Source organism: Amycolatopsis sp. NPDC043889 (assembly GCF_056435645.1).
In genome coordinates this window covers 21,508-44,034 of the sequence record NZ_JBWKEC010000043.1, presented here as the reverse complement: position 1 = coordinate 44,034, position 22,527 = coordinate 21,508, and the positions used below count along the sequence as shown (strand labels likewise).

Below are 22,527 nucleotides of genomic sequence, written 5' to 3'. Positions count from 1 at the left end.
ACGTTTTATGGCCGGATTCTGAACAACGCAAGTCCGTGAAGACCTCCTTGAGCGACCAAGGAGGTCTTCACGGAACGAAGCGGGTCAGGACTCCATGGCCTTGACGAGCGAAGCGGGCCGCAGGTCCGTCCAGTTGGTCTCGACGTATTCGAGGCACTCCGGACGCGAAGCGGGGCCGAACTTCGTGGTCCAGCCCGCCGGGACCTCGACGAACTCGGGCCACAGGCTGTGCTGGCCCTCGTCGTTGACCAGCACCAGGTACGTGCCGTCGGGATTCTCGAACGGGTTCGTCATTCCTTGTTCTCCTTCTTCGTGGCCGGTGAATCAGCCCGGCGGATGAGCGCGTCCAGCGCGAGGAACCAGCTTTCGGCGAGTTCCCGCACCGAGTCTTCGGTGAGCACGGCCTCCGGCCAGGACCAGTGTGCGCCCAGTTCGGGGCCGCCGGGGCGGTCCTCGGTCACGACGTCGACCGTCAGCGCGTGCGAGACCGGCATCCCGTCGTCGGCGCCGAGTTCGGCCGCCTCGGCCTCCGCGGCGTACGACCAGTCGGCAGCCTCGGGGACACCGATCCGGCCCAGGTAGTTGAACTCGATCTGCGGCTTCGCCAACTTCGCGAGCTCAGGGCCGGTGCGCGGGTCGAGATACCGGAGCAGGCCGTACCCGATACCGCCGTCCGGCAGCCTGTCGAGATGGGTCCGGACCAGTTCGAGCGCCTCACCGGCGGCGGCTCCGCCGTCGAACGCGTCGTCGAGGTCGAGGTCGCCCAGGTCCAGGCACACCGGGACGACGCTGGTGAACCAGCCGACCGTCCGCGAAAGGTCCGCGCCGGCGACCAGTTCCTCTTCGCGGCCGTGTCCCTCGACGTCGACCAGCACCGCCTGTCCCCCGTCTCGGCGCCACCGGGCGGCAGCGAGGGCGAGGCCGGTGAGCAGGACGTCGTTGATCGTCGCCCGGAACGCCGACGGAACCCGGGACAGCAGCGGGGCCGTCCGCTCGGCGGGCAACGTCAGCGACACCTTCTTCACGGTCGCCGCCACGTCCCGCGAGGGGTCGAGCGGCCGGTCCAGCGGGATCGGATCCCCGCCACCCAGCACCGACTTCCATCGATCCAGCTCGCCGGCACGATCCTCGGTGGACAGGGCCCGTGACCATCGCCGGAACGAAGTGTCCACAGAGGACAGTTCCGGCTTCCCGCCGAGCGCGACCGCGTCCCAGGCGGAAGCGAGGTCCGGCAACAGGATCCGCCACGACACACCGTCGACGGCGAGGTGATGGATCATCAGCAGCAACCGTCCGGGCGCCGACGGCCCCGCGTCGAACCACGTCGCGCTCAGCATCACGCCGGCGTCCGGGTCCAGCCGGGCACGGGCCGGCTCCGCGTGCCGCTCGATCAGCGCGAACAGATCACCGTCCCCGACGTCGACGCGCTCGATGTGCACGTCGGCGGATTCGGCCACCCGGAGCGCCCAGCCGTCCACCGACCGGTCGAGCCGCGCGCGCAGCATGTCGTGCCGCGCGGCGACCGCGCCGAGCACGGTCTTCAGCTGGTCACCGGTCATCCCGGACGGCGTCCGCAGCAACGCCGCCTGGTGGTAACCGTCGATCGGGCCGCCGAGTTCGCGGAGCGCGTGCATGATCGGCGTGAGCGCGACCGTGCCGTCGTCCTCGATGCTCTCGGCGACCTCGGCCAGCGCCTCGACCGTCCGGCGCGCGAACACGTCGTGCGGGGTGATCTTCAGCCCGGCGGCACGAGCCCGGCTGACCAGCCGCATCGCGACGATGCTGTCCCCGCCGAGGGCGAAGAAGTCGTCGTCGGCGCCGAGTTCCGGCACATCGAGCACCTCCGCGAAGAGCGCGCACAGTGCCTTCTCCCGTGCGGTCTCGGGCGCCCGGCCACCTGCCAGCTCCGTGTAGTCCGGCGCGGGCAGCGCCCGGCGGTCCAGCTTTCCGTTGGACAGCACGGGAAGCGCGTCGAGCGAGACGAACGCCGCCGGCACCATGTAGTCCGGCAGCGTCTCGGCCACGAACCGCCGCAGCTCCTCACGGTCCGCGGTCGAAACGACATACGCCACCAGTTGCTTGACCCGCGGGTGGTCCTCACGCACCAGGGCGACCGCCTGCGCGACGTCCTCGTGCCGGTCGAGCACGGCCTCGACCTCACCGGGTTCGACCCGGAAGCCGCGGATCTTCACCTGGTCGTCGGCGCGCCCGCCGAAGTCCAGCCGCCCGTCCGCGGTCCAGCGGGCCAGGTCGCCGGTCCGGTACATCCGGGCCCCCGCCGGGCCGAACGGATCCGCCACGAACCGCTCCGACGTCAGCGCCGCCCGACCGAGGTAACCCCGGGCGAGCCCGGAGCCGGCGAGGTACAGCTCCCCGGTGACTCCGGGCGGCACCGGCCGCAGTGCCGAGTCCAGCACGTAGGCGCGGGTGTTCGCGACCGCCCTGCCGACCAGCGGCTTCTCGCTGTCGCCGATCCTTGCGACCAATGCGTCCACTGTGGACTCGGTGGGCCCGTACAGGTTGAAGGCCTCGGTTCCGTCCAAACCGGCCAATTGGCGCCACAGGCTCTCGGGCACCGCCTCGCCGCCGACACCGATCACGGCGAGCGGACATCGGTCGCCGTCGAGCAGCCCCGCGTCCGCCATCTGCGCGAAGAACGACGGCGTGACCTCGATGAAGTCGAAGCCGTCCCGCTCGATCATCGCGGCCAGCAGTTCGGGGTCGCGCCGGGTCTCCTCGTCCACGATGTGCACGGCGTGCCCGTCGAGCAGCCACAGCTGCGGCTGCCAGGAGGCGTCGAAGGAGAACGACCACGCGTGTCCCACCCGCAGGTGCGGTTTGCCGGTGGCCTCGACCGCGGGCCGGTGCAAGGTGGCGCGGTGGCTGTGGAACAGGTTCACCACGCCGCGATGCGGGACGACGACCCCCTTGGGCGTCCCGGTCGAGCCGGACGTGTAGATCACGTACGCCGGGTGTTCCGGGTCGAGCGGGCGGACCCGGTCTCGATCGGTCAGGTCATGGGCCTGCCGGTCCTCGGTGACGAGCGCGCACAGCGCCAGCGTCTCGATCTCGTTCCGCGGCAACGACTCCAGCAGTTCAGGCTCGGTCAAGATCAGCTTGGGTCGCGCGTCCGCGAGCATCGCGGCCAGCCGCTCGGCCGGGTAGTCCGGGTCGAGCGGCAGATACGCCGCCCCCGCCTTGTGGACCGCGAGGATCGCCAACAGCACGTCCGCCGAACGCGGCAACGCCAACGCGACGAAGTCCTCGGCTCCCACACCGTGGGCGACCAAGGCCCTGGCGAGCCGGTTCGCGCGCTCGTTGAGTTCGGTGAAGGTCAAGGCGACCTCGCCCGACACCACCGCCGTCGCGTCGGGCGAACGCCGCACCTGGTCCTCGAACAGACCGGCCACAGTGGACGGTTCGACGGCGAACGCCGTGCCGTTCCACTCCCGCAGGATCAGGTCGAGGTCGGCCTCGGCCAGGATGTCCACCCTGCCGACCGGGACGTCCACATCGGACACCATCGCGGCGAGTACGCGTTCCATCGCCGGGAGAAGCCGTTCCGGCAGACCGGCCTCGAACAGATCGGAGCGGTACTCGGCGGTGAGCTTGAGCCGTGTGCCGGGTTCCACCGCCCAGGTGAGCGGATAGTGCGTGGAATCCTCGTGGCGCACGATCTCCCCACGCAACCCGGCGCCGGTCTCGTCCTCGTCCGCACCAGGGTAGCTCTCGAACACCATCAGCGTGTCGAACAGCTCTCCCAGCCCGGCGCCGCGCTGGATGTCGGCGAGCCCGAAGTGCTGGTGCGCCAGCAAGCCGGACTGCTCGTCCTGGACCCGGTCGAGCAGATCGCCCAGCTTTTCGGCCGGGTCGAGCCCGATCCGCACCGGGATCGTGGTGATGAACAGGCCGATCATCCGCTCGACCCCGGCCAGTTCGGGCGGGCGCCCGGCGACCGTCGCGCCGAACACGACGTCCGACCGGCCGGTCAGCCTGCCGAGCACGATGCTCCACGCGGTCTGGACGAGCGTGTTCAGTGTCAGACCGCGCGAGCGGGCCACCGCGGCCAGTGCCTCGGTCGCTTGCTCCGGCAGCTCCAGCGACAACCGCTCCGGCAGGGCCGGGACCCGCTGCGGGTCGTGCGGGACGAGATGCGTCGGCTCGGTCAGGCCGTCGAGCGCCTGCCGCCAAGCGGCCTCCGCCGCCTCCCGGTCCTGGTCCCCGAGCCAACCGAGATGGTCGCGGAACTGACGTGCGGGCGCCAGGTCGGCGCCGGCGTACAGCTGGGACAGCTCGGCGAACAGCTGCGGCACCGACCAGCCGTCGAGCAGGACATGCTGGTGGGTGAACACCAGCCGGTGCCGTCCGTCCGGCAGGGCCATGAGCAGGAATCGCAGCAGCGGCGCGCTGGCCGGGTCGAAGCGGCGCCGATCGTGGGCCGGCTCCGCCTCGGCATCCTCCATCGAGGCCACGAACCGCCACGGAACGGTGACCGAACGCGCCACCAGCGCGACCGGACGGCCGGACGCGAGGTACCGGTAGCCGGTGCGCAGGACGGCGTGCCGGTCCAGGAGCGACTGCGCGGCCTCGCGCAGTCGCTCCGGATCGAGCGGCCCGTAGAGATCGAACGACACCTGCACGGTGTAGACATCGGGTCCGTCGCCGTCCATCGTCGCGTGGAAGAGCAGCCCGGCCTGCAACGGCGTCAGCGGCCACACCTCGGCCGTGTCCGGCGCGACGTCGAGGATCTCCGCGCGTTCGCCCGCATCGAGCTCCACCAACGGCTTCCTGGACACGGGCGCGTCGAGCCGCACCGAGCTGACCTCGGCCAGGGCCGCGACGGTCCGGTGCCGGAAGACGTCACGCGGGCTCAGCAGCAGCCCGGCGCTCCGCACGCGGCCGACCAGCTGCATCGCGACGATGCTGTCCCCGCCGAGGCGGAAGAAGTCGTCGTGGATGCCCACCTTGTCCAGTCCGAGCACAGCGGCGACGAGCGACGCGAGCAGCTCCTCGCGTGGTGTGCGCGGGGCGTCGCCGGTCACCGCGTCGGTGAAGTCCGGCGCGGGCAGCGCTTTACGGTCGAGCTTCCCGTTGGGTGTCAACGGGAACGCGTCCAGCACCACGAACGCGGACGGCACCATGTACTCCGGCAGAGTGGCCTCGGCCAGCCGCCGGGCCTCTTCGACGTCCGCCTCCCCCGCCAGGTAGGCGACGAGCCTGCCCTCGCGCAGGACCACCCGCGCGGAGAGCACGGACTCGATCTCGCCCAGCTCGATCCGGAAGCCGCGCAGCTTGACCTGGTCGTCGGCGCGGCCGAGGTACTCGAGCGCGCCGTCGGCCCGCCACCGCGCGAGGTCACCCGTGCGGTACATCCGCTCCCCGGCCATGAACGGGTTCGCCACGAACCGCTCGGCGGTCAGCCCCGCCCGGCCGAGATAGCCGCGCGCGAGCTGCGCACCCGCCAAGTACAGCTCCCCCGCCACGCCCGGCGGCACCGGCCGGAGCCGGGCGTCGAGCACGTGTACCTGGGTGTTCCACACCGGACGTCCAAGGGGGACGGTGTCATCGACGACCTCCCAAGAGGTCACGTCCACCGAGGCTTCGGTCGGGCCGTAGAGGTTGTGCAGCGGGACGTCCACGCGAGCGGCCAGTTCCGGCGGCAGTGCCTCGCCACTGCACAGGACGCGGCGGACGTCGTGCCACGCCGGCTCTTCGGCGAGGAACGCCTCCAGCATCGACGGGACGAAATGAAGGGTCGTGATCCGCTGGTCCCGGATCAGTGCTTCAAGGTACGCCGGATCGCGGTGGCCGTCCGGTTTGGCGACCACCAGCGTGGCGCCGGTGATCAGCGGCCAGAAGAACTCCCACACCGACACGTCGAAACTCGACGGCGTCTTCTGCAACACCCGATCATCAGCCGTCAGACCGTACTCGTCCTGCATCCACAGCAATCGGTTCACGATGCCTGAGTGCGGCACCACCACACCCTTCGGACGCCCCGTCGAGCCGGACGTGTAGATCACGTACGCCGGAGACGACGGATCCACGACCCGCCCCAGACTCTCACTGGAGTAACGATCCAAGACGGGCAGCTCATCGAGGACGACCGCAGGCGCGGCGTCTTCGAGCATGAACGCCAGCCGGTCCGCCGGATAGTCCGTGTCGAGCGGCAGATACGCCGCGCCCGCCTTGTGCACGGCATACAGCGCGACCACGAGATCGAGCGACCGCGGCAGCGACACCGCCACCACCGACTCCGCACCCACACCCTGCTCGACCAGCCACCGCGCGAGCTGATTCGCCCGCGCGTCGAACTCGGCATACGACAGCTCGGCGTCCTCGAACACCACAGCGGGCGCGTCCGGCGTCCGCGCCACCTGCGCCTCGAACAACTCCGGCAGAGTGGTCGCGGGGACGTCGTGCGCGGTGTCGTTCCAGTGCCCGAGCTGGGCGCGCTCGTCTTCGCCGAGGATGTCGAGTTCGCCGACCGGGATCGCGGGATCGGCGGCGACCTGGTCCAGAACGGCGACCAGGCGCCGCGCGAACGACTCGGCCGTGGCGTGGTCGAACAGATCGGCGCTGTACTCGATCGCGCCCGAGATCCCGTCGCCGTTCTCCAGGAACCCGAACTCGAGGTCGAACTTGGCGACGCCCTGCGCGAACTCTTCCTGGACCGCACGAAGACCGGGCAGCTCCAGCCCCTCGCCCGATTCGGGCAGGTAGACCACCATCACCTGGAACAACGGGTGCCTGGCCAGCGAACGTTCCGGGTTGACCGCGTCGACCAGGCGCTCGAACGGCAGGTCCTGGTGTTCGAAGGCGGCGAGGTCGGTCGCGCGCACCCGCGAGAGCAGGTCGCCGAACGCCGGGTCACCGGACAGGTCGGTGCGCAGCACGAGCGAGTTGACGAAGAAGCCGATCAGCGGCTCCAGCCGCTCGTCGACGCGGCCCGAGCTCGGTGCGCCGAGCGGGATGTCGTCCCCGGCGCCGAGCCGGTGCAGCAGTGCCGCGACCGCGGCCTGCGCCAGCATGAACATGCTGACGTCGTGCCGCCGGGCGACCGCACGCAGGCGCTCGGTGAGCCCGCCGTCGATCGGGAAGGTGACGAGACCGCCGCGATGGCTCGACTCGGCAGGCCGTGGCCGGTCCATGGGCAGGGCCAGTTCGTCCGGCAGTCCGGCCAGCGCTTCCCGCCAGAAGTCGAGGTGTGCGGGAGCCGTCGAGTCGAGCAGTTCCCGTTGCCACAAGGCGTAATCCGCGTACTGGACGGGCAGTTCAGTCCACTGTGGAGCGGCCCCGGCCAGACGAGCGTCGTACGCCGCGGCGAGGTCCGCCATGAGCGGCCCTTGTGACCACTCGTCCGTCGCCACGTGATGGATCACCAGCAGCAGGACGTGCTCCCGTGGCGACACGGCGAAGACCGTGGCCCGGATCGGGAGTTCCTCGTCGAGCGCGAACCCGCGACCGGCCTCGGCGGACAACTGCGCTGGAAGGTCTTCGGCCGTCTCGAAACGGACCTCCGGGCGCGCGTCGGCCAGGATCCGCTGCGCCGCGACGCCGCCTTCTTCGGCGAACACGGTCCGGAGTGGTTCGTGCCGCTCGACGAGGTCACCGATCGCCGCGCGCAGCGCGTCCGCGTCCAGTTCGCCGTGCAGGCGCCAGGCGAGCGGGATGTTGTAGGTGGACGTGACCCCTTCGAGCCGGTACAGGAACCACAACCGTTGCTGCGCGGGCGAAAGCGGCAGCACGTCCGGCCGGTTCCCGGCGCTCAGGACCGGCTGCGCGGACGGGCCGACGAGTCGTTCGGCCAGCGCGGAGACGGTGGGGGCGTCGAAGACGTCGCGGACCGACACCGTGGCGTCCATGCTCGCCGAAATCCGGCTGACCAGGCGCATCACCAGCAGCGAATGCCCGCCGAGGGCGAAGAAACCGTCATCGATCCCGACCCGCTCGACGCCGAGCACGTCGGCGAACAGCGCGCACAGGGCCGATTCCCCCGCGTTCCGCGGCCCGCGGCCTTCGGTGGTCGCGAACTCCGGCGCGGGCAACGCCTTGCGGTCGAGTTTGCCGTTCGGGGTCAACGGGATCTCGTCGAGGAGGACGAACGCCGACGGCACCATGTGCTCCGGCAGCTTCGCCGCCACCGCTTCCCGCAGGTCTTCGACCGAGCCGACGATGTATGCCACCAGTCGGTCTTCGCGAGCGACCACCACGGCACGCGAGACGGATCCGGACGCGGTCAAGGCAGCCTCGACCTCACCGAGTTCGACGCGGAAGCCGCGGATCTTGACCTGGTCGTCGACACGGCCCAGGAACTCGAGGACACCGTCCGCGGACCAGCGCGCGAGGTCCCCGGTGCGGTACATGCGCGCACCAGGGCCGCCGAACGGGTCGGCGACGAACCGCTCGGCGGTCAGCCCCGGCCTGGCCAGGTATCCGCGAGCGAGCTGCACGCCGGCGAGGTAGAGCTCACCGGGGACACCGGGCGGGACCGGGTTCAACCGCGCGTCCAGCACGTACGTCCGCGTGTTCCACACCGGACGTCCGATCGGGACCAACGGCGTCGTTTCGACGGCCGCACGCCACGCCGTCACGTCGACGGACGCCTCGGTCGGGCCGTAGAGGTTGTACAGCGGGACGTCCACGCGGGCCGCCAGCTCCGATGGCAGCGCCTCGCCACTGCAGATCACGCGCCGCAGGCCCGTACACGTCGCGGTCTCCAGAAACAGCGCGAGCATCGACGGGACGAAGTGGACGGTGGTGATCCCGGCGGTGCGGATCAGCTCCGCGAGGTACGCCGGATCGCGGTGGCCGTCCGGTTTGGCGACCACCAGCGTGGCGCCGGTGATGAGCGGCCAGAAGAACTCCCACACCGACACGTCGAAACTCGACGGCGTCTTCTGCAACACCCGATCATCAGCCGTCAGACCATACTCGTCCTGCATCCACAGCAATCGGTTCACGATGCCGGAATGCGGCACCACCACACCCTTCGGACGCCCCGTCGAGCCGGACGTATAGATCACATACGCCGGAGACGACGGATCCACGACCCGCCCCAAATTCTCACTGGAGTAGCCGTCCAAAACGGGCAGCTCGTCGAGAACGACCGCCGGCGCCGCGTCTTCGAGCATGAACGCCAGCCGGTCCGCCGGATAGTCCGTGTCGAGCGGCAAATAGGCGCCACCGGCCTTGTGCACGGCATACAGCGCGACCACGAGATCGAGCGACCGTGGCAGCGACACCGCCACCACCGACTCCGCACCCACACCCCGCTCGACCAGCCACCGCGCCAGCTGATTCGCCCGCGCGTCGAACTCGGCATACGACAGCTCGGCGTCCTCGAACACCACAGCGGGCGCGTCCGGCGTCCGCGCCACCTGCGCCTCGAACAACTCCGGCAATGTCGCGACCGGGACTTCACGAGCCGTGCGGTTCCACTCGGTCACCCGCGCGAGTTCGTCGCCGACGAGGACGTCGAGCGCCGCGACCGGCCGCTTCGGCTCGGCCGTGACCTGCTCCAGCAAGGACGTCAGCCGGGTCAGCAACCGTTCGGCCGTCGTCGCGTCGGCGAGGTCCTCGGCGTACTCCAGCATCAGCGTGGCGGTGGTCCCGTCGTCGACCATCGTGAAGTGCAGGTCGAACTTCGCCATGCCGGTGTCCATCTCGAACCACTCGGCGGGCAGCCCGAGCACGTCGTGCGCGTCGCTCTGCCGGTGGTAGCCCACCATCACCTGGAACAGCGGGTTGCGGCCCGGCACCCGGGGCGGGTTCAGCTCCTCGACCACGCGCTCGAACGGCAGGTCACCGTGCGAGAACGCGGCGAGGTCCGCTTCGCGCACCCTGTCGAGTAGCGCGGCGAACGTCGGCGCGCCGGAAAGATCGGTCCGCAGCACCAGCGTGTTCACGAAGAACCCGACGAGGTCGTCGAGTGCCGCGTCGGTGCGTCCGGCGATCGGGGCGCCCAGCGGGATGTCGTCTCCAGCGCCGGTCCGGTGCAGCAGCGCGGCCACCGCCGCCTGAAGCACCATGAACGGGCTCGCTCCCGCCTTCGCCGCCAGATCGCGTACAGCGGCCGACAGTTCCTCGGAGAGCGGGGACTTGACCTTTCCGCCCTTGCCCGTCGGCCGGAGCGGACGGGGCCGGTCCAGTGGCAAGGTCAGCTCGTCCGGCGCCCCGCGCAAGGAGTCGGCCCAGAAGGCGACCTGAGCGGCTCCGCGCTGGTCGAGGAAGTCCCTCTGCCACAACGCGAAGTCGGCGTACTGCACCGGGAGATCCGTCCATACGGGAGCCTCGCCCGCCCGCCGGGCCCGATAGGCCGAGGTCAGGTCGCCCAGGAACGGCCGGTCGGACCATTCGTCGGTCGCGCTGTGGTGCAGGACCAGCGAGATCACCTGGTCGCCGTTGCCGAGGCCCAGCACCCGCAGCCGGACCGGGATCTCCGTCGCCAGGTCGAACGGCGTCCGCGAGAGCTCGGCGATCCGCGCGGCCAGACCGTCCTCGTCACACTCCTCGACGGCGAACGGGATCTCCGGCGCGTCGAGAACGCGCTGGTAGGGCTCCCCGTCGCGCTCGGCGAGAACGGTCCGCAGGACCTCGTGCCTGCCGAGCACGTCGCCGAGCGCGGCACGCAGCGCTTCGATGTCCAGGTCGCCGCGCAGGCGGAAGGTCAGCGGGAAGTTGTAGGCGACCGCGTTCGCTTCCATCCGGTCCACGAGCCAAAGGCTGCGCTGGGCCGCCGAAAGCGGGATCCGGTCGGGGCGCTCGGCGCGGACCACCGCCGGGCGAGCCGGTTCGCCGCCACCGGCGCGAGCGGCCAGCTCGGCCACCGTCGGCGCCTCGAACAGGTCACGGATGGCCAGTTCGGCGCCGAGTTCGGTCCTGGCCCGGCTGATGAGCCGGGTGGCGAGCAGGGAATGACCGCCGAGATCGAAGAAGTTGTCCTCGACGCCGACCCCGTCCACCCCGAGGACCTCGCCGAAGAGCGCGCACAGCGTCTCCTCCTCGGCGGTCTCGGCCGGGCGGCTTTCGGCGAGCCGCACCGTCTGCTCTGCGTCCGGGAGCGCCCGCGTGTTGAGCTTGCCGTTGTCGGTCAGGGGCAGCGCGCCCAGCGTGACGAAAGCGGACGGGACCATGTAGTCCGGCAGTTCCGTCTTGAGCCTGTCCCGCAGGCGCTGCACCAGCTCGCCGCCGCCACGGGCCGCCGTCGGGCTCGTGGCGTACTTGGCCAGATTCGTGCCGAGGGAGAGCGGCAGATGCACACCGGTGACCAGCGCTTCCGTCTGTCCCTTGTGGACGAACACGGCCTCGAAGGCGCCCTCGGCCGACCAGGTGCAGTACACCCGGAACCCGAGCCGGTCGCCGAGTTCGTGCACGTCCTCGGGCTCCACACCACGGGAAGCGCGGAACAACGCGAGGACGTCGACGAGCGGCGCGCCGGCGTCCAAGGCACGCGTCGCCTCGACCTCCGGAGCCTGCCGGGCGTCCGGGATCCGGCTCACCCGCAGCGTTTCCACGCCGGAGAGACGGTCCTCCAGCGCGGCCAGGGAGCCCACTTCGTCCCAGGACACGCGCGGCGCCTGAGCGACCGACACCGTCTCGGCGGGTTCCTTCATGAGGACCGCGTCGTAGCGGTACCGGCTCAGTTCGTTGTGCAGCCGGGCCCGTTTGATCCGGACCTGCGCGGCGACGTCCGGAAGCCGCCGCGCGAGCGCGGTGAAGTAGTCCGGGTCGATCAGCAGTTCCTTCTCCAGCGCGGCACCGCGTTCGATCGCGCGCCGCACCTGGGCGACGTCGGACGTCGCGTCGGCGCGGGTGAGCTGGATCGCGGTGTGGAAGGCGCGGGCGAGCCGCAGGTTCCGGATGTCGCCGACGAACAGCGCACCGCCGGGCGCCAGCAGGCCGATCGCCTTCGTGATCACGTCGGTCAGGTAGTCGACGCTCGGGAAGTACTGGATGACGGAGTTGATCACGATCGTGTCGAACCGGCCGGCCGGCAGGCCGTCGAACACGTGCGCCGGCTGGGCCCGCAGATTCACCCTGGCCGCCAGGCCCGGATCCTGTTCCAGCTCACGGTTCAGCTTCGCGATCACCGGCGCGGCGAGGTCGGTGCCCCAGTACTCCCGGACCAGCGGCGCGATCTGCCCCATCAGCAGACCGGTGCCGACGCCGATCTCCAGCACCCGTTCCGGCTTCAGCTCGGCGATGCGGTCGACGGTCGCCCGCCGCCATTCCCGCATGTGCTCCAGCGGGATCGGTTCGCCGTCGTAGCTGGAATCCCAGCCCGCGAAGTCCTCGGTGAACAACGCCGTCGGGATCTCGGTGTACTCGTCGGAGTAGATCTGCTGCCATTCGCCGACCTGGTCGGCTTCGGCCTCGGCCCGCGCGTCCCCACTCAGTTCGGCCGGGACGACGTACCCGATGAGCCGCTGCGAACCGGGTGCCGACGGGTCGGGCCGCGCGATGACGGCGGCTTGCGCGACCTCCGGGTACCGGCTGAGCGCGGTCTCGATCTCGCCGAGTTCGACGCGGTAGCCGCGGATCTTGACCTGGTCGTCGGTGCGGCCGAGGAAGTCGAGATTGCCGTCCGGGCGGCGGCGCACCAGGTCACCGGTGCGGTACATACGCCCGCCACCGGGCACGAACGGGTCGGCGACGAACCGTTCGGCGGTCAGCCCCGGCCGGCCGAGGTAACCGCGGGCCAGCCCCTCGCCCGCGATGTAGAGCTCACCCGCGACACCGTCGCGGACCGGCCGGAGCCAGGCGTCGACGATGTAGGCGCGCGTGTTCCAGATCGGCTTGCCGACGGTCGGGGTGTCGCTGTCGGTCGTGCCGCCGCCGAGCGTGTTGATCGTGTACTCGGTGGGTCCGTACAGGTTGTAGCCGTAGGTCCCGTCGGTGTCCCGCAGCCGGTTCCACACCGACTCGGACACCGCTTCGCCACCGAGCAGGACGAGCGCCGGCCGGTGCCCTTCCAGCAGACCTTCTTCGATCAGCAAGTGGGCATACGTCGGCGTCACGTTGACGACGTCGACCTCGTGCTCGTCGCAGTACGCCACGAGCGCCCGCGCGTCCCGGCGCAGTTCCTCGTCGCAGACGTGGACCTCGTGCCCTTCCACGAGCCACAGCAGTTCTTCCCAGGACATGTCGAAGGCGAACGACACGGTGTGGGCGATCCGCAGCCGCCTTCCGCCCGCCGACGCGATGGCCGGGGCGAAGATGGCGCCCTGGTGGTTGAGCTGCATGTTCGTCAGGCCGCGGTACGGCGTGACGACACCCTTGGGCTTTCCTGTCGAGCCCGACGTGTAGATGACGTACGCGGGGTGCTCCATGCGGTCCGCGCGGCCGCGCGCGAACAGCGGGCGTTCGGCGTCGGAGATCGGGCCGTCGCCGAACGCCCTGTCTTCGTGGTCGTCGACGAGGATCCGCGGCGTGGTGCCGGGCAGTGTCGCCGAGACGTCCTTTGTGGACACCAGGCACAGCGGCCGGGCGTCCTCCAGCATCACCGTGAGCCGGTCGACCGGGTAGTCGAGCTCCAGCGGCAGGTACGCCGCGCCGGTCCGGAGTACGGCGAACAGCGCGACGACCATGTCGATCGATCGCTGCAGGCCGAGCGCGATCACCTGTTCCGGCGCGGCCCCCCTCGCCAGCAGCAGGCGGGCCATCCGGTTGATGCGCGCGTCGAGTTCGGCGTAGGTCAGGTGCTCGTCACCGAACACCAAAGCGGTCGCGTCCGGGGTCCGCTCGGACTGGACGGCCAGCAGATCGGCGATCGTGTCGTCGACGACGGGATGCTCGGCCTCGGCCCAGCCCGCCTCCAGCGCCGCACGGTCCTCGGCGGACACCGTCGCGAGCGCGGCGACCGGTTTCGCCGGGTCTTCGACGATCTGTGCGACCAGTGACGTGAACCGGTCCAGCACCGACGCGGCCTCGGCGGCGTCGATCACGTCGTCCCGGTACGACACCGTGATCCGGATTTCCTCGCCCGGCGTGACCACCAGCGTCAGCGGGTAGTGCGTGGCGTCGATGTTCAGCAGGCCGGTGATGCCGTGCCGGTGGCGCAGGCCGTCGCGCCGTTCGTCGCCGTCGGCGTTGCGCAGCACGAAGAGCGTGTCGAACAGGACGCGGTGCCCGGCCTCCCGCTGCAGGACACCGAGGCTCATGAACTCGTACGGAGTCAGGTCCATGCGCTCGGACTGCAAGCGCCGCACCAGGTCCAGGGCGGATTCGCCCGCGTCGAGCCGCACCCTGGTGGGCACGGTGTTGAGGAACAGGCCGATGGTGTTCTCGATTTCGGGTACGGCGGCGGGCCTGCCCGCGACCGCGGCGCCGAAGACGACGTCGGTCCGCCCGGTCATGGTCGAGAGGACCAGGCCCCAGGCGGCGTTGAGCACGGAGTTGACGGTCAGGCCGTGCCGCCGGGCCTGTTCACGCAGTCCGCGGCCGAGGTCGGCGGGCAGCGTCGTGTCCAGGTTGACCGGGGTGGACGGCACCAGATCCCGGCCTTCCGGGCCGATGACCGTCGGCTCCGCGAGCCCCGACAGCGCCTCGCGCCACGCGTTCGTGGCCGCCTCGATGTCCTGCCGGTCCAGCCAGCGCAAGAAGTCCACATAGGACCCGGCGGCGGGCAGGGCGCGGTCGTCGCCGAGGTCGTACAGCGAGAACAGCTGCTCGATGAACAGCCAGGCGGACCAGCCGTCCCAGAGCAGCAGGTGCCGGTTCAGCACCACACGGTCGCGTCCGTCGCCGAGCCGCACCAGTTTCAACCGGAACAGCGGCGGGGCACCGAGGTCGAACCGCGTCGCGCGGTCCTCGGCCATCAAAGCGTCGAGGCGTTCCCGCCGCTCGTCCTCGGGCAGCTCCGACATGTCCACTTCGGACACCGGAGGTTCGACCTCGGCCGCCACGAACTGCACCGGCCCGCGCAGCCCCTCACTGGTGAACCCGGCGCCGAGACTCGGGATCCGGCGCAGCAAGGCGGCCACCGCCGCCCGCAGCCGGTCGGCGTCCAGGCGGTGATCGAAGTCGATCGCCTCCTGGATCGTGTAGATGTCGACCCGGTCGGAGTTGTAGCTGGAGTGGAAGAACAGGCCTTCCTGCAGCGGCGACAACGGCCAGACGTCGGCGACCGGCACCGGGCTGACCCGCTCGACGCGGGCGATCTCCTCCTGCGTCAGCGACACGAGTTCGAGGTCGGACGGCGTGAGGCCCACCGGCGCGTGCGTGTCCACGGCCGCGAGCTCGCGCACGGCCGCGAGCCAGCGGTCGGCGAGCGCTCCGGCCGCACCCGCGAACGTCGCCGTCAGCCTCGGCCCGTCCGCGGTCTCCTCGCAGGCCACCCCGATCCGCAGGGCGTGGTCTCCGGACGGCGGCACGGCCGCGTGCCCGGCCACCTGCCACTCCCCCGGGCCGGCCGGGATCCGGCCGTCGTAGCGCAGGGCGATCCGCGGCTTCGGGAGCCCGGCCAGCAACGGGCCGGTCTGGACGTTGAGGTAGCGCAGCGGGCCGTAGCCCTCGGGCGTCGTGCGGACGGTCTCCTTGACGGCCTTGAGCATCGCGAGCGGTTCGCCAGTGGCGGTGATCCGCACCGGGAGGACCGACGTCAGCGCGCCGACCGTGTCCGAGGTGTCCACCCTGCCGTGGAGATCGACGACGAGGTCGCCGTCGACGGCCATTTTCAGCGCGGTCAGGAGGACGTCGGTCACGTCGCCGTGCACGGCCGACGGGAGCGCTCCGACGAGCGTCCGGGTGTCCTCGATGGACAGGGTGATGCGACGTTCGGCGACGTCGCCGGAAATCTCGGTGGAGCCGGGCGCCAAGGTCCCTGCCCAGTGCTCGATCTCGCCGAGCAGCGCGGGATCCTGCGCTTCGTCGGTGATCCGGCGGGCGATCGTCCGCAGCGACGTCCGCACCGGGGCGAACACCGGCGGGCGGCCGTCGGTCACCGCCTGCCAGGCGATCGCGAGATCGGCCGCCACCGTCGCCCAGCTCCGCGCGTCCAGCAGGACCGGATGGGCGACCAGGAGCAGCCTGCCCGGCTCGTCGAACCAGACGGCCTGCAGCAGGTTGTCCGGCAAGCGGTCAGCGGCGTCCCGGTATTCGTCCGCCAAGGACCCGGTCGCGTGACGAAGCAGATCCGCCGCCTGAACCGTCCCTTGTGGACGGACTTCGAGCGACCACAGCACCGAAGCGACCCGCGACAGTTCGAGCCGCAGGCCGTCGTGGTGGTCGAGCACGAGTTGCAGGGCGGCGGCGAGCGTCTCGACGTCGGCGCCGGAGGGCACGGTCAGCAGCACGGACTCCGGCTGGACCGCGTCGCCGAGTTCCCGCAGCCTGAGCACTTCGGGAAGGAGAGGCACGGCGCCGACACCGTCGGCGACGGCCGTCGGCTCGGCAGGTGCGGCGGAGGCGGCGAGCGCGGCCGGGGTCCGGAGCTCGAACACGTCTTTGGGGCTCAGTTCGAACCCGGCCCGCCGGGCGCGGCTCGACACGGCGATCGACGAGATGCTGTCGCCGCCCAGCAGGAAGAAGTCCCCGGCGGCGCCGACCGCGTCCAGGCCGAGGACGTCCGCGAAGATCCGTGCGAGTGTGCGTTCCCGGTCGTTCCCGGCCACGGCCGCGGGCCTGGCGGCCTCGGGCGTGGGCAGGGCGCGGACGTCGAGCTTTCCGCTGGGGGTCAAGGGGAATTCGTCGAGGACGACGAACGCCTGCGGGACCATCGGCGCCGGCAGGGCCTCGCTGACGGCGGCGCGCAGCCGCTCCGGATCCGCGGTGCCGACGACGTAACCGACGAGCGCGCCGTCCTTCGCGACGACCGTGGCGGCCGTGACCTCCGGCAGCGCGACGAGGACGGCTTCGATCTCGCCGAGTTCGATCCGGTTGCCGCGGATCTTCACCTGCCGGTCGGTGCGGCCGAGGTACTCGATCTCGCCGTCGGCGCGGCGCCGCACCAGGTCACCCGTCCGGTACAGCCGCTGCCCCGGCTCACCGAACGGGTCGGCGACGAAGCGTTCGGCGGTCAGGCCGGGCCGTCCGTGGTAACCGCGGGCCAGCTGGACACCGGCGAGATACAGCTCGCCCGCCACGCCGTCGGGCACCGGGCGGAGACAGCCGTCGAGGACGTGCACCCGCGTGTTCCACACCGGACGGCCGATGGGCACAGTGGCGCCCTCGACCCCAGTGCCGGCGAAGAAGGTGACGTCCACGGCCGCTTCGGTGGGGCCGTAGAGGTTGTGCAGCGGAACGCCGGTGAGCGAACGCCAGCGGGCGGCGGTCTCGCCGGTCAGCGCCTCACCGCTGGAGAACACCCGGCGCAACGATCCCAGGTCGCCGGTGGCCTCCTCACTGCCGAGGAACGCGGTGAGCATCGACGGGACGAAGTGCAGGGTGGTGATCTTCCGCTCCCGGATCACCCGCGCGAGATACGCGGGGTCGCGGTGGCCGTCCGGTTCGGCCAGGACCACCGCGGCGCCTTCGCAGAGCGCCCAGAAGAACTCCCATACCGACACGTCGAAACTCGACGGCGTCTTCTGCAGCACGCGATCCGAGGCCGTGAGCCGGTACTCGTGCTGCATCCACGCGAGCCGGTTGACGATCGCGCGATGCGTGACGGCCACGCCCTTCGGCCGCCCTGTCGATCCGGAGGTGTAGATCAGGTAGGCGGTGTTGTCCGGTCCGGCGGCCGCGCCCTGCACGTCGTCGACAGGCTCACCGATGACGGGAACCTGCGTCAGCCCGGCGACGACCGGGATCCGCGCGGCAGTCCCGGGTTCGGACAGCACGAGGCGCGCACCTGAGTCGGCGAGCATGTATTCGAGCCGGTCTGCCGGATAGTCGAGGTCGATCGGCAGGTAGGCGGCGCCGGCCTTGAGGACCCCGAGCAGGGCGACCATCAGCTCGGCCGACCTCGGCACGGCGACGGCGACGACCTCTTCGGGACCGGCCCCGAGGGAACGCAGCCTGCGAGCCAGGTTCTCCGCGCGGGCGTCGAGGTCCGCATAGGACAGTTCGGTGTCCCTGAACACGACCGCCGTCGCGGACGGCGTCTTGGCGACCTGCTCGGCGAAGGCCTCGGCCAGCGTTCGCTCGGGCACCGGATGCGAAGTCGCGTTGAGTTCGGCCAGACGGCCGCGTTCGGCGGACGACAGGAGGTCGAGGGCGGCGACCGGCAGTTCGGGGTTCGCGGTCAGCGTCTCCAGCAGGCGGGCGAACCGTTCGGCGAGCTGCCCGGCCGCGACCGCGTCGATCCGGGCGGCGTCGAACTTGAAGCTGAACTCCAGGTCTTCACCCGGTGTCACGATCACCGCGACCGGGAAGTGCACCGCGTCGGTGACCTCGACGCCGGTGAGACGGACGGTTCCGGACGCGCGTTCGTCGTCACGCGGGAAGTTCTCGACGACCACGAGGGTGTCGAACAGTTCTTCCTGCCCCGTACCGGCGATACGCTGCAGTTCGCCGAGGCCGAGATGCTGGTGATCCAGCAACGCCGCCTGCTCGTCCCCCAGTCGCCGCAGTACGGCGGCGACGGTCTCGGATCCCGACCAGCGCGACCGCACCGGCACCGTGTTGATGTAGAGGCCGACCGCCGAATCGATACCGGCGGCACCGCTGTCGCGGCCGGAAACCGTGCTGCCGAACAGCACGTCATCCCGGCCGGTGAGCCCACCGAGTAAGAGTCCCCACGCGCCGTGCAGCACGGCGCCGAGGGTGAGACCGTGTGTGCGAGCCATGGCCGACAACGCCTTCGTCGCCTGCTCGCCGAAGCTCAGCTGCAGCCGCGACGGCTGTCTCCTCGCCCCGGCCCGTGCCTCGACCAGCCGGGTGGGTTCGTCCACTCCGGACAGTGCCGTGCGCCAGGCCGCGCGCGAAGCCTCGTGATCACGGGACGCGAGCCGCCGCAGGTGGTCGGCACGGGTGTCCGGCTCCGGGAGCGTGGCGTCCGCTCCCCCGTAGGCCGCCAGCAGGTCACGGAGCAGCACCACGACCGACCAGCCGTCGGCGATGATGTGGTGGAACGTCAGGGCCAGCTTGGCGTGACGCTCATCGAGCCGGGTGAAGGTCGCCCGCAGCAGTGGCGGCCGGGCGAAGTCGAACCGGCGCCCGCGATCGGCCTCGAAGGCTTCCGCGGCGTCTTCGGCGGCCACCTCACGCCACGGCAGCTCGGCGTGCCGGGTCACCGTCTGGACGACCTGGCCGCCGTCGAGCTGCCGGAAGCCGGACCGCAGCGACGAATACCGGTCCAGCAGCGCCTGCGCCGACCGGCGCAGCGCGTCGGCGTCGACGTCACCCTCGAGGTCCAGAACCTCCTGCACCGTGTAGATGTCCGCGGCCTGGCCACCTTCGAACTCCGCGTGGAAGAAGAACCCTTCCTGCAACGGCGTCACGGGAAGGACGTCGGCGTACTCGGCGAGAGACGCGCGCTCGGCGCTTGTCAGCTCCAGCAGCGGCCGCTCGTCCACAGTGGACTCCGCGGTGACGGCTTCCGCGCAGGCGGCGAGCGCCTCCGGCGTCCGATGCTGGAACACCTGGCGCGGGGTGATGGCGAGACCGTGTTCGGCCGTGCCCAGCACCAGCCGGATGGACAGGATGCTGTCGCCACCAAGTGAGAAGAAGTCGTCGTCGGCGCCGATCGAGGCCAGGCCGAGGACCCGCGCGGCGACATCGCACAGGATCCGCTCGCGTTCGGTGCGCGGCGCGCGACCGGTGGCGGCGGCGCCGAAATCCGGCAGGGGCAATGCGGTGCGGTCGAGTTTGCCGTTCGGCATGATCGGCAGCCGGTCGAGGTCCACGAACGCCGACGGCACCATGTAGTGCGGCAGCGCCGATTCCGCGTGGGCCCGCAGGTCCTTGAGCAGCGTCGGTGATCCGCCCGCCCCCGGGACGACGTACGCCACCAGCCGCCGATCCCCCGCCTTGACCTCGCATGGCACGACGGCGATCCGCTCGACCCCGGTGAACGTGGCGAGCGCGGACTCGATCTCCCCCGGTTCGATCCGGAACCCGCGGATCTTGACCTGGTGATCGGTGCGGCCGAGGAAGTCGAGGTTCCCGTCCGCCCGCCAGCGGACCCGGTCGCCGGTGCGGTACATCCGCTCGCCGCCGCCGGTGAACGGGTCGGCGACGAAGCGTTCCGCCGACAGTCCCGGACGTCCCGCGTAGCCCCGCGCGAGACCGCGTCCGCCGACGTACAACTCCCCTTCGACGCCGACCGGGACCGGCCGCAGCGCGGTGTCGAGGACGTAGCAGCGGGTGTTCGGATCCGGAACGCCGATCGGGATCGGGCCGGTCCAGCCGGGCTCGGCCGCCCACAGCGTCGAGTTCACCGTCGCCTCGGTCAGCCCGTACGCGGCGACGACCCGCAGGTCTTCGGCCCAGCGCGCGATCAGCTCCGGTGGGACGGTCTCGGTGCCGACGATCAGCACCGCGCCGTTCGGCAGTTCGCAGTCCGGCGGCAGCGCCGCGACCAGCGACGGTGGCAGGATCATGTGCGTCGCCGCGTTGTCCGCGATGTAACCGGTCAGTTCGACGCCCGCGACCCGGCGATGCGACGGGACCACGATCAGCGTCCCGCCGACGCACAGCGACATGACCAGATCCCAGACCGTCACGTCGAAGCCGGTGGAGGCGAACTGCACCACCCGGCTGTCTTCGCCGATGCCGATCCGTTCGGTCGCCGTGCTGATCAGGCTGCCGATCCCGTCGTGGGACAGGACCACACCCTTCGGCTTCCCCGTCGAGCCCGAGGTGTAGATGACATACGCGGCCTGGCTCAGCGCGATCCCGCTGACGTCCACAGTGGACGATTCGAGCGCCGCGAGTTCCGCGGTGATCTCGGGATCGTCGAGCAGGATCCGCTCGACGTCCACACCGGACGGCAGCTGCGCCGATTCGTCCACAGTGGACACGACGAGTTCGGCGCCCGCATGGGAAAGCATGTACGCCAGGCGATCCTCAGGGTGGTCGAGGTCGAGCGGGAGGTACGCGGCGCCGGCTTTCATCACGCCGAGCAGGGCGACGACGAGAGCCGCCGACCGCGGCATCGCCACGCCGACGACGTCCTCGTCACCGACGCCGCGTCGCCGCAGCAGCCGGGCGAGCCGGTTCGCGGCGGCGTCGACCTCTGCGTAGGTCATCCGGACGTCCTCGCAGACGACCGCCTCCGCGTCCGGCTTCCGCGCCACGACCCGGGCGAACGCCTCGGGCCAGGACACCTCGGGCGACTCCGCGACCGCCGTCCCGAGCGCCAGGACCCGGGCACGTTCCTCGACGGTGAGCAGGTCGATCGCGGCCAGCGGCAGGTCCGGCCCCGCCACCAGGGCATCGAGCACCTCGGCGAACCGGCGACGGTGATCGGCGAGTTCGTCGTCGGAAGACACGGACTCGTCGGCGTCGAAGTCGAACCGGAGCCCGCGGCCCTCACCGGCGTCGTACACGGCGATGGCGACGTCGCTGATCGGCCCTAGTTCGAGGTTGTGCACCGTCGCGCTCGCGTCGCCGAACGCGAGTTCGCCGTCCACGGCCATGTAGTTGACGCTCAGCCCGACGAGTTCGCGCACCCCGCCGCTCGCGCCGAGCTCGCGGGCGAGGTCCTCCCCGCGGTACCGGCTGTGTTCCAGGAGCGCGGAGACCTTCTCCGCGACCTGGGCGACGAGCTGCGCCGGCGTCGTCTCAGGGCGCACCGTCAGGCGCAACGGCAGGACGTTGGAGACCATGCCCGGCTGCTCACGCAGGGCGCGGGTGCTCCGCGCGGTGACCGGCAGCCCGAGAACGAGATCTTCGGCGCCGGTCACCCGGTGGGCGTACGCCGCCACCGCGGCGATCGCGACCCGGGACAGCCTCGTTCCGGCGTCGAGCGCGAACTTGCGCAGGCGACCGGTCTTCGCCGCGGGGAGCTCCCACGAATGCCGCCGCAGTCGGACCTGACCGGACGACGCGCGGCCGAGCAGCCGCACCGGATTGGGCCTGCCCGCGAGTTCACCGAGCCAGTAGTCGCGGTCGGCCTTCGCGTCGTAGTCCGCCTCGGTCAGCCCGGAAAGCGGCCAGGAGACCTCCTCGGCGGTGCCCGAATAGAGGGCCGCCGCGCGACGGGTCAGGACGGCCTGCCCGTGCGCGTCCATCACCAGATGGTGGTAGCGCTGGAACCAGCGGACCCGGTCCGCGGCCAGGACGAGCAGTGCGTGCGCGGTGAGCGGCCCGCGGCCGGGGTCGGTCACCACGGCGAGCTCGGCCCGCGCCCACTCGTCCGCGGCCCGCTCCGGATCCGGCTCGCCGGAGAAGTCGAGGACCGCGACCTCACCGGGCGCGACCGGACGCTGGACCGGCGTGTCGCCGTCCAGCTCGACCGTGACGTGCAGGCATTCCGCCTCCGCGACCGCCCGCCGGACGGCTTCACCCAGCCGGGCGATGTCGACGTCGCCGCGCAGCTCGGCGACCCAGCCGATCGTGTAGACCGGATCGGCCGGGTCGAGCTGCTGCGCGAGCCAGATCCCCTGCTGTGCCGGGGTCAGGGGAAAGCCGCGGTTCATCGGG

Annotated in this window: 2 protein-coding genes; both read right to left on the bottom strand. The window is 71.1% G+C overall.

The annotated features are described in order from the left end of the window. Positions 1-84: 84 nt before the first annotated feature. A complete protein-coding gene (locus tag AC0685_RS40210; protein ID WP_007029404.1) occupies positions 85-294 on the bottom strand; it encodes an MbtH family protein in 210 nt (69 codons plus the stop codon). Further along, positions 291-22,523, bottom strand: a complete 22,233-nt coding sequence (locus AC0685_RS40205) for a non-ribosomal peptide synthase/polyketide synthase (protein ID WP_478230293.1) — start codon at positions 22,521-22,523, stop codon at positions 291-293. The genes AC0685_RS40210 and AC0685_RS40205 overlap by 4 nt, the downstream gene beginning before the upstream one ends. Positions 22,524-22,527: the final 4 nt, after the last annotated feature.